This is a genomic window from Streptomyces sp. NPDC002573 (assembly GCF_042889625.1).
GTDB lineage: Bacteria > Actinomycetota > Actinomycetes > Streptomycetales > Streptomycetaceae > Streptomyces > Streptomyces gibsoniae.
In genome coordinates, this window is record NZ_JBIARC010000237.1 from 1 (window position 1) to 2,133 (window position 2,133).

The 2,133-nt window shown below is 68.5% G+C and carries 3 protein-coding genes; all 3 read right to left on the bottom strand.

Annotation, left to right across the window (positions count from 1 at the left end):
- Positions 1 to 175 precede the first annotated feature (175 nt).
- Positions 176 to 412, bottom strand: coding sequence for a hypothetical protein (locus ACFYX0_RS47565; RefSeq protein ID WP_388982025.1), 237 nt, complete (start codon positions 410 to 412; stop codon positions 176 to 178).
- Between the two features lie 350 nt (positions 413 to 762).
- Positions 763 to 1,476: an MFS transporter gene (locus tag ACFYX0_RS47570; RefSeq protein ID WP_388982028.1), complete on the bottom strand. Its 714-nt coding sequence runs from the start codon at positions 1,474 to 1,476 to the stop codon at positions 763 to 765.
- Positions 1,422 to 1,979, bottom strand: a complete 558-nt coding sequence (locus ACFYX0_RS47575) for a hypothetical protein (protein ID WP_388982031.1) — start codon at positions 1,977 to 1,979, stop codon at positions 1,422 to 1,424. The genes ACFYX0_RS47570 and ACFYX0_RS47575 overlap by 55 nt, the downstream gene beginning before the upstream one ends.
- Positions 1,980 to 2,133 lie beyond the last annotated feature (154 nt).

Genomic DNA, 2,133 nt, shown 5'->3' on the forward strand with positions numbered 1-2,133 from the left:
TCGGCCGCTTCGTCGCCGGAGAGCCACTGGAGAACGTCGTAACGGAGGATTGAAGCGCAGGCGGCTGGTACCGCTGAATTGCCGTGTACGAGGTGATGGCAGTCTCGCGCGGATATTGCACCGACACGCTGCTGTGACGGCCCAGGCATCCGGTCGCTACTGGATCCCGCCCTTGTTACAGCACACCGAGCAGGGCATTGTCCTCCCACTGGTCGACGACTTCGAGGTAGTCGGCGAGCACCTTGGAGTGCGGCGCCCAGCCACCCTGCTTGGCGATGACGATCTGGTCGTGGCCCTTCATGCGGGAGGACGTCGCGAGCCCGCGGCGGGGGCCGTGAGCGGTGAACCGAATCTCGATCCCGGCGCCCTCGCCGGCGCGAGTGATGACGTCGCCGATGGACTCGGGCTGCATCCTCCCTCCATGACGGTGTGCCAGCGGTTGTGCAGGCGGCGCCAGGCATAGCCGTCGGGATCGTCCAGGCCAGCGGTCTCTTTCCAGGCCTGCCAGGCGCGAACGGGGCAGATCGAGGGACGGGTGCCGTACGGGACCGGGACGATGCGCGGCCGGACTTTGGAGACGCGCAGGTCGGCCTGGATGCGGCCGCGGGTCTCGTCGGAGTCGCGGACCCGGTTGAAGGCGAGTTCGTGCTCGCGGCCGGCGGCGAGCCGAAGGAGCCCAGGCGAGGGCGGCCCCAAGGAAGAACAGCGGCGTCCAGGGTCCGACGAGGGCGAGCAGGGTAAGGCCGGTCCCTGCGGCAAGGGTCACGCACCCGCGGCCATCACCCGCTTCGGTGCCAGGTTGCGAGACAGCGGTGAGGCGACGGTTCCCGCGCTGTAGAACGTGGTCAGCGCCAGGGCGCCGACCAGATGGCTGCCGATGTGCAGGATCCCTGCGGCCAGCGAGGGGCCGAGCGAGTGGTAAAACCCGGTGATCGCCCAGGTGGCGACGAGGCAGGGCGTGATCGCCAGGAAGGCCCGGCGCCTCTGGGGCGGCACGGCCGCTTGTGGCCGCAGCGAGGCCCAGGCGCCCGGACGGGGTGTGACCGGCTCGGGCAGGAAGAACACCGCCGCGGTCAGCAACAGGAAGACGGCGATGAGTAGAACCAAGACCAGCATCGTGGGAGCGGGGGCGTACTGCACCAGCACTCCGCTGCCCAGCGCCCCGAGGGCCAGCCCGGCAGCCGGGGCGGCGCTGTTCAGCACCGAGCCGAGGCGTGACGTGGGTGACGGCTGCAGGTCCACCAGCCCGGCGGAGATGGCCCCCATCGCCGCACCCATCCCCATCCCCTGCAGGATGCGCGCCACCAGCAGCAGCCCGACCCTGTCGGCGGTGAGGAACACGACCATGGACGCGGCCTCAACGATCAGCGCGGCGGCGAGCACGGGCCGCCTGCCGATGTAGTCGGAAAGTCCTCCGACGGTCAGCAGCGTAACCAGCAGGCCCAGGGCGTAGACCGCGAAGATCGCGGTGAGCATAGTCGGCGAAAAGCCCCAACAGTGCTGATACACCACCAGGAGCGGGGAAGCGCGCTGTTCGCGCCAAAGAACGCAAGGAACGTGACGGCCAGAAGCCAGAAGCCGACCGGGCGTGATATTCGCCTCGCCGGGCGCAGGTGCTGGATGTGCATGTCGGTGGTTCTCACCGGTGGTGATGGGGGCCGATTGGCTTCGGTGAGTCGGGCCGTCAGTGCCTCAAGGGGCTGGGGATCCTGCAGGGCCCGGCTGACGACGAGGGCCCCTTCCATTCCAGTCACGGCCAGCGCTGCCAGTTCCTGAGCGTATTCGGGCTGCAGCCCCTTCTCTACGAGGCGTGCTGACATGGTGGCGACCAGGTCCTCGAAGCCCCGGCGGGTGACCGCCGCGGCCAGGCGCGGGGTTGTACTGGCCAGCTCCAGAACGATGGGGGCCACCGGGCACCCCTCGCGGTAGTCGCTGGCCACGATCTGGTCGCGGAAATGCGCGACGAAGCCTGCGAGCACGGCGGACGCGCTCAACTCTCGGTAGGCCAGCCGGTTGATCAGCGCGATCAGCTCACTGGCTAAGAACTCCTAACAGAATGCTGCAACTCGCCTTGGAATGTGTGTGCCTGATGGCTTGTTAGCCTGCACATGAGAAGGAGTGAGCGGCCGCCGT